This window comes from Kitasatospora sp. NRRL B-11411 (genome assembly GCF_000721345.1).
GTDB lineage: Bacteria > Actinomycetota > Actinomycetes > Streptomycetales > Streptomycetaceae > Kitasatospora > Kitasatospora cineracea.
The window spans coordinates 1-7,513 of the sequence record NZ_JOGH01000191.1; the positions used below are offsets into that span (position 1 = coordinate 1).

Here is a 7,513-nt window from a genome sequence, read left to right on the forward strand (position 1 = left end):
GTGCCTCCGGCGGGTCCTCTCTCGGAGGGGGAGGGGGCGGGTTGGTTGGGTGCGGCGTCGTTCGTGGTTGGGGTTGTGGGGGCGGGGTTCCCTCCTCGGCCGGACACCCGGGGGGCGTACCAGGGCCCCGGGCAGGGTGTCCAGGCCGGGCCGCTTCGCGGTCGCTGCGCGAGCCTGGACACCCCACCCGGAACCCTGGTTCGGCTGGCGCTGTCCGACCGAGGAGGGAACCCCGCCCGGGGCGCGTTGTGGCCGGGCCCGGCCGGGCGGGTGCGGGTGGACGCGGCGGGAAAAGGGCAGGTCAGATGGGTTGTTGGGCTTGACCCACCCCCAAGAACATGGTTTAATTAGTGATGTCGGAAGGGGGGGGCAACACCCCAGCCGGCCACCGGAGGCCGACCGGCCCCGGTACCCACTCTCACCAGGAGAAGAACTGTGACCACCCAGGCGGACGCGAACCCCAAGCTGGCGACGATCCGGGCGCTGCTGGCCAAGGCCGAGGACCCGGCGACGCCGGAGGCCGAGGCCGAGCTTGCTCGCACCCGGGCCATGGAGATGGTGGCCAAGTACGGCGTGGACGAGGCGCTCCTGAGCGACGGACAGCCGTCGCGCGACGGGATCACGGACAAGAACTTCGACCTCCCCAACCCCTGGTCGATGTCCCGCGTCCGCCTCATGTACCACATCGCCGAAGCTGTCGGCTGCAAGTCCATCCTCATGGGCCAGCAGGGCAACGGCACCCGCCGCGTCCACGTGGTCGGCTACGAGTCCGATGTCCAGCGCGCGGAGATCCTCTACACCTCGCTTCTGCTCCAGATGCTTAACGGCCTTAACCGGCAGACCGTGCCGTACGGTGTGCGCAGCCCGAAGGCGTGGCGCAACTCCTGGCAGCTCGGTTTCATCACGCGCGTCACCGAGCGGCTTGCGGCCATCGAGGAGGCCGCCCGAGCCGCCGCCAGCGGGGAGACGTCCGCCACCGGCCGCAGCGGCGAACTCGTGTTGGCCGCCCGAGGCAGCATGGTCCGGGCTGCATTCCGGGAGGCTCACCCCAGGGTCCGGAAGCAGAGCAGCTCTTTCAGCGGCAGCGGGTACGGCGACGGCATCGCCGCAGGCAACCGCGCCGACATCGGCGGGAGCCGCCGCATCGGAGTCAGGTCCGCCGGATCGCTCGCCGCCTGATCCAGGCACCCCGCCGGGGCGGCGGCCCGCCGCCCCGGCCCCTCCCCGCGCGCCCCGAGGAGCCCCGCGTGTTCATGGACTGGATCAGGTTCCACAAGACCGACGAGGACGGCCGCCACTACTTCCAGGTCTACAGCGTCCCCCAGGCGTGGAACGCCGCCGCCCCGAAGGTCCCCGGCACGGGCCGGATCAGCGAAGCCGCCGCCCGCACGTTCGCCAGCGCCAGCCCGGCCGGGCATCAGTGGCGCACCCCCTGCCACTGCACCGACTGCGCCATAGCCGCCAAGTCCGTTGAGGACAACGCATCTTGACTACCCAGGAGAGCGTCATGCCCCGGAAGTACCGCGCCACCCCCGCCCGTATCCTCACCGCCGCCGCCGACCACATCGAGCGCGTCGGCCTGTATCAGGGTGACCACCTCTGGCAGCCCGGCAGGATGGGCAGCACCGCCCCGTGCAACCTGCTGCACGCATGGGGGCGCGGCGTGCGCGCCGCCCGGCCCCGCTGGTCCCAGCGCGGCGAGGCGTGGGAGGTCTTCCAGCGCTCCCTGTTCGACTCCCTGGTGGTGCTCAGCAATCAGGCCCACGGCGGCCCCGTGTCGCCCGTCCGATGGCGCAAGCTGGGGCTCACGGAGGACGCCTATCGGCGCACCCTGCTGTGGTGCTGGAGTGACGCCCCCGGGCGGACCACCGCCGAGGCTGCTGCCCTGATCCGCTCAGCCGCAGCCCTCTACCGGGGTGACGCCGATCACACCGTACCCGGTTGCTCCACCCTCCAGAACATGGTTTAATTAATGGTGTCGGAAGGGGGAGGGCAACACCCCCGACCGACACCCCCGCCGGGCCGACCGGCCCCGGCGGAACCTCTCACCAGAAGGCAGTACGACGATGACCACCAAGACCCAGGCCGGCGTCCAGACCGCTCCCGCCCCGTGGCCGACCATCACCACCGCAGAACTCCTCGCACACCCCGGCAACGTCCGCTCCGTCGAGGCCCCGGCCGATCTACTGGCCGACGTGAAGGCCAACGGCGTCCAGGAGCCGCTGTACGTCGTGCGCACCAACGGCAACGTGCCGCAGATCATCGACGGGTTCCAGCGGCTCGCCGCCGCCGTCGACGCGGGGCTGGAGGCCCTGCCGTTCACGCCCCGCCCGGTCATCCGGATCGACGCGCTCACCCCGCACCCGGAGAACGCCCGCGAGGATCTCGACATCAACGCGCGGTTCGTGGAGTCCTTCCGCGCCGAGGGCTGCCGCATCCCGGTCAAGATCCAGCGGCTTGAGGGCGGGATCATCCAGGTCAACGACGGCCACCGCCGCTACTTCGGCGCGCAGGACGCGGGCCTCACCCACCTGCCGTACGAGTGGGAGGACGACGACCGCGACGCCGCCGGGCAGTTCCTCGACATGATCACCACCTCCGAGCAGCGCAAGGGCCTGACGACGAAGGAGATGAACCAGGCCATGTTCAGCGCCGCCGAGGCGGGCGCACAGGTCGGCCGCATCGCCAAGGCGGCGGGCGTCCGACAGAAGGACGTGCGCACTCTCGTCAAGGTCCGCAACGACGAGAAGCTCAGCGCCGCCATCAGTGCCGCGAGCGGCTACACGTGGACGTTCGAGAACATGGCCGCCCTCCAGGAGTTCGCCGATAACCCGGAGGCGCTCGCCGCGATCACCGAGGCTGCCGCCGCCAAGGGCGCGGACGAGGCGAAGGTTCAGTGGGCCATCGAGGTCGAGCGGGTCAAGCGCGACAAGGCGGCCAAGGCGGCGGCCCACCGCGCGGAGCTGGAGGCCGCCGGGCAGAAGATCCGCGATATCGAGGAGCTGTCCGAGCGGGCCACGCGGGTGTGGCGGCTGAGCGGCGTCAGCGAGGAGGAGCACAACGGGTGCAAGGGTCAGGTGTGGGTGTTCGACGACCGGCGGGGCGACCGGTACGAGCCCTACTGCACGGCCCCCGGACTGTACGGACACGTCGCGCCGGAGAGCGCCAAGAGCAGCGGAACCGGCAGCACCAGGACCGCCGCCGAGGTCGAGGCCGAGCGCGCCGCCCGCGCCGCCGTCAAGGCGGGCAATATCGACTGGGACGCCGCCGAGGTGATCCGCCGGAAGTGGCTCGCGGACCTGATCAAGTCGCGCGCGCTCCCGAAGGCCAGCACCAACGTCCTGATCCGCCACGTCAACGAGGCACTTCTGAGCGGGACGTGGGGGATCTGTGACGACCTGAACAAGGAGCCCACCACTGAGATCCTGGCCGATTTCCTGGGGCTGAACGCCCAGCAGGCCAAGGACCGCAGCATGTTCGCCCAGCACGCCGCCAAGGACCCGCGTCGGGCCCCTCAGCTCCAGTTCGCGGCCATCGCGGCCGTCCGTGAGAAGTGCGCGAACCGGTCGGCGTGGCGGACGGACGGCCAGCACGCCCCGTGGACCCGGAAGCCCACGGCCGCGTGGTTCCGCGTGCTGGAGTCGCTCGGGTACCAGCTGACGCCCATCGAGCGGTCGGTGGCGGACGAGACGCCGTACGACCCGGCGAAGAAGGAGCAGCCCCGCGCCTCCCTGCTTGGCGGGGGCGAGCCGGAAGCCGAGCCGGACACCCAGCAGGGCGACGACGAGCAGGGCGACGAGGAGCCGGAGGCCGAACCGGCCGAGGGCGAGGGCGGCGACGAGCAGGCCGCCGACGCCACCGACGCCCGGCCGGAGCAGGTCGAGGAGGCCCCGGAGGGCGAGCCCGAGCCGGAAGCCCCGACCGAGGCCGAGGGCGACCAGGCCGACGCCGAGCCGGAGGGAGTGGAGCCGGAGCCGGAGGCCGAGCCGGACGCCCCGGCCGAGGCCGAGGAGTCGACCACCGAGACCGAAGCCGCCTGATCCTCCCCACCGATCCGACGCCGGGGGCGGGAACCCGCCCCGCCCCCGGCAGCCTCCCAGGAGCCCCACCGTGACCCGTGCAGTCCTCTCCGAGACCTACGCCGACGACCACTGCTGCGGATACGCCGCAGCCCCCGCCGAGCCGAACGCCAGCGTCGCCGCCGACCTGATGCAGGCCCGCGCCATCGCGGGCGGGCTCGCGGAGTTCGGCATCGGGTCCGCCCGCTGGTCTGCCGCTTACGACCCGGAGGCCGCCGCCGTCGTCCTCCGCGTGGACACCCCGCGCGGACTGTACGCGCTGGTCATCCCCGAGCCCGGCCAGCCGTTCCCCGTCCGCCATCACGGCGAGCGCGTCGGGGCGCTGGACTGCCGCCGCACCTACGGCACCCCGGACAGCCTCACCGCCGCACTGTTCGCCGCCTTCCTGCGCGACCGCGCCGCACTCGACATCCCCGGCCGGGACGTTTGCCTCACCCGTCAAAACATGGTTTAATTAATGGTGTCGGAGGGGGAGGGCAACACCCCCTCCGAACCACGGGCCAACAGCCGGCCCCAACCCGAACCCGGCCGCCCGCGGAGGGCAACCCGCCCGGCCGGGGACTCGATTCCTCTCACCAGCAGGAGCACCCCGATGACCAGCGCAGCCATGCGGTTTTCCGTCCCCGCCACCGCCCAGGCCCGCGTCCGCCAGCTCGTTGAGGCCACCAACGCCCGCGCCGCCGTCCACCGCCTCAGCCCGTACGCGCTCGACATCTCCGCCCCGTTCCTCGCGGACTACCGCGACGTGGACGGCCGGGTGATCGGCAAGCGCCCCACCGTCACCGTGACCATCACCGGCGACATGCCCCGCCACCAGGGCTGGACCGTCATCGCCCGTCTGGACCACGACGAGGAGGGGGAGACGATCACCAGCCTGTTCCCGGGCCTGCCGGAGCGGGACGCCGAAGCCGCGCGCCAGCACCGGGCCGTCGAGAACTACTGCCAGGGGTGCTCCGTCGCCCGGCACCGCACCGCCACCTATCTCGCTCGCCACGAGAACGGCGAGATTCGGCAGTTGGGCACCACGTGCGTCGAGCCGTACACCGGACTGCCGATCAAGGGGCTTGAGGCGCTGTGGCGTCTCGGGTCGATCAAGGATTCCGACTGGGACGGAGAGGAGGGTGGCGTCCCGGCGGACCTGCGCGTGCCGGTGGACGAGGTGCTCCGGGTGGCCGCCGCCATCGTCACCCAGGACGGCCGTTTCTACAGCCGCTCCGAGCAGTGGAAGAACCGTGTGCCGACCGCCGACAGCGTCGAAGCGTACTTCTTCGACCGCAAGGCCCCGATGGAGTGGCGGGCCGGAATCGACGCCGAGCCCGACGCGGCCAGCACCGCCGCCGCCGTCCGCGCGTGGGCACTCCAGGGGTACGGCAGCCTCTCCGAGTACCGCCACAAGGTGGGCCAGCTGGCCAAGGGCGAGACCGTCGCCCCGCGCCACCTGCCGACGCTGGTGTCCGCCGTCGCCGGGTGGCACCGCGACCAGGAGAAGGCGGCCATCGAGCGGGCCGCCCAGAACAGCAAGCCGCAGGGCAGCAAGGGGGAGCGGCTCACCGTCCCCGCCACCGTGACCACGGTCATCGAGCTGGAGGAGCGGTACTACGGCTACCACGCTCAGCGCCGCCGACTGATCAAGTTCCAGGACGCCGAGGGCAACGTCTACGTGTGGTTCAGCAGCGCCGCCACCGTCCCGGGCAAGGGCGACGAGGTCGAGCTGACCGGCACCGTCAAGGAGCACAGCACCTACGGCGAGACCGCCCAGACCGTACTCACCCGGTGCCGCGTCACCGAGCGCGAACCGGTCGCCGCCTAGGAAGGCCCGGCCGGGCGGAGACCACCGCCCGGCCCGCCCCGGGCCGCCGGTCGTGGGGTTGGGCGGCATCGAGCCGCCCAACCCCACGCGCACCCACCGCCCGGCAGCGCCGCCTCCGTTGGCGGCCGACCCGCCCCGCGACCGAAGACCGAAAGGGCGTCCCTTCGGGACGGCTCAGCCCGGCCCGGCTCGCAGCCGGCCGGGACGTCCGGGCCGCAGGCGGCCCTCCCGCCCCGCCCGGACGCCGGGCCAACGGACGTGCCCTACGGGCACGACAGCACTCTCCGCCGCGCTCCGCGCGACCAGGCGGCACCCCGACGACGGGGGCGCCGCCGCCCCCGACCGCACCACCGAACCCACCGAGGACCACCAATGCCCGAGCCCGCGCGCGCCGCCGCCCAGTTCGGAGACCCCTCACCGCAGACCTGCCTGCAAGTCGCCGGGGAAGCCGCCCTACTCGCGGTCATCGCCGCGGACGAAGCCATGGCCGCCGTCCGCCGAAGCAGCACCGGCACCGCGCGGCTGGAGGCGGCCATGCACGCGGCCCACCAAGAAGCCGTCGAAGCCGCCCGGCACGCCGACCGCGCCGAGCAGTACGCCGTCGATCCCGAGATGCCTGCAAGCTCGCTCGCCTACTGCGCCCGCCAAGCCGTCCACCATGCGGTGCTCGCCCAGGCCGCCGCCGGAGTCGAGGTCACGGCCGCCGGCCTGCGCGCCGAGCTGGACCGTGTCCTCACGCCCGAGGAGCAGGCCGAGCGCGAGCGCGCCCGCCGCCAGGAGGAAGACCGGCGCGAGGCCGAGGAGCAGGCTGCCACCGGGATGGACCGCCCGAACCGGGAGCAGGCCGCCTCGAACCTCTACCTCGCCGAACGCCACGTCGCCGAACTCGGCTGGAGCACCGGCCACCTGCGGGTGATGGAGGCCGCCGCGACCGGCCGACTGTACTGGCGTGACGGCCGTGCCCGGCTCGCTGCGCGGCACGGCGGGTGGACCGGCGGGCGCCGGATCAGTCAGGAGCGGACGCAGGCTCTGCTGACCGCCAAGTTCCTCACCGCCGACCAGCAGAGCGACGGCACCCGCGTGCTCACCCCGAGCCCGATGGGCCACGTCGCGCTGGAACTCGCCCTGCTGCACCAGGCCGGGCTGCACGCCAGCGACCACATCGCCTACGAAGCGCGGTTCGCCCGGGTCCGCCGCCGTCACAAGCGCCGCGACGACCAGAAGGCCGCCGCCCGCCGCCTGCCCCCGCTCGAACCCAGCGCGCAGAAGCTCTACCAGAAGCCGATCACCATCGCCGAACAGCAGGCCCGCGCCAGCCAACAGCCGACCGTCGACCTCGCACCGGCCAGCTCGCCGGACACCGGCGCCGCTGCCGCCCTCCCGCAGCCGGCACCCGCACCAACCACGGCCCCGCGAACTCCAGCACCGCCTCTGCCCAAGCCCCGGCGGGCCCTCCCGCGGGCCCGGCCGATCCCCGTCGCCCCGCTCCAGCCCACCCTGTGGTGACACCCCGGATCATGGTTTCGTGCCTCCGGCGGGTCCTCTCTCGGAGGGGGAGGGGGCGGGTTGGTTGGGTGCGGCGTCGTTCGTGGTTGGGGTTGTGGGGGCGGGGTTCCCTCCTCGG

Annotated in this window: 7 protein-coding genes; all 7 read left to right on the top strand. The window is 72.9% G+C overall.

What is annotated here, in order from left to right; all coding sequences use genetic code 11:
• Positions 1-435 precede the first annotated feature (435 nt).
• The 7 genes from IH44_RS0137955 (at position 436) to IH44_RS0137985 (ending at position 7,395) form a co-directional block, all read left to right on the top strand.
• Complete coding sequence (locus IH44_RS0137955) at positions 436-1,179, top strand: DUF2786 domain-containing protein (RefSeq protein WP_051818186.1); 744 nt, start codon at positions 436-438, stop codon at positions 1,177-1,179.
• Between the two features lie 74 nt (positions 1,180-1,253).
• Positions 1,254-1,490: a hypothetical protein gene (locus IH44_RS0137960; RefSeq protein ID WP_157852608.1), complete on the top strand. Its 237-nt coding sequence runs from the start codon at positions 1,254-1,256 to the stop codon at positions 1,488-1,490.
• Positions 1,491-1,507: 17 nt separating this feature from the next.
• Positions 1,508-1,969 (top strand): DUF6197 family protein, encoded by a 462-nt coding sequence (locus tag IH44_RS0137965; RefSeq protein WP_030464410.1) that lies wholly within the window; start codon positions 1,508-1,510, stop codon positions 1,967-1,969.
• A gap of 97 nt (positions 1,970-2,066) precedes the next feature.
• A complete protein-coding gene (locus IH44_RS0137970; protein WP_107066728.1) occupies positions 2,067-4,040 on the top strand; it encodes a ParB N-terminal domain-containing protein in 1,974 nt (657 codons plus the stop codon).
• 70 nt (positions 4,041-4,110) lie between these two features.
• The gene (locus tag IH44_RS0137975; protein WP_030464412.1) at positions 4,111-4,533 is read left to right on the top strand and encodes a hypothetical protein; all 423 of its coding nucleotides are present in this window, start codon (positions 4,111-4,113) and stop codon (positions 4,531-4,533) included.
• Positions 4,534-4,671: 138 nt separating this feature from the next.
• On the top strand, positions 4,672-5,889 hold the full coding sequence (locus IH44_RS0137980; RefSeq protein ID WP_030464413.1) for a hypothetical protein: 1,218 nt from the start codon (positions 4,672-4,674) through the stop codon (positions 5,887-5,889).
• A 372-nt stretch (positions 5,890-6,261) separates the two neighbouring features.
• Positions 6,262-7,395, top strand: coding sequence for a hypothetical protein (locus IH44_RS0137985; protein WP_051818188.1), 1,134 nt, complete (start codon positions 6,262-6,264; stop codon positions 7,393-7,395).
• Positions 7,396-7,513: the final 118 nt, after the last annotated feature.

Excerpts from the sequence above, each read along its gene's own strand:
- IH44_RS0137985 (WP_051818188.1), top strand. The coding sequence starts at position 6,262 with ATGCCCGAGCCCGCGCGCGCCGCCGCCCAGTTCGGAGACCCCTCACCG.
- IH44_RS0137965 (WP_030464410.1), top strand. The coding sequence starts at position 1,508 with ATGCCCCGGAAGTACCGCGCCACCCCCGCCCGTATCCTCACCGCCGCC.
- IH44_RS0137980 (WP_030464413.1), top strand. The coding sequence starts at position 4,672 with ATGACCAGCGCAGCCATGCGGTTTTCCGTCCCCGCCACCGCCCAGGCC.
- IH44_RS0137960 (WP_157852608.1), top strand. The coding sequence starts at position 1,254 with ATGGACTGGATCAGGTTCCACAAGACCGACGAGGACGGCCGCCACTAC.
- IH44_RS0137970 (WP_107066728.1), top strand. The coding sequence starts at position 2,067 with ATGACCACCAAGACCCAGGCCGGCGTCCAGACCGCTCCCGCCCCGTGG.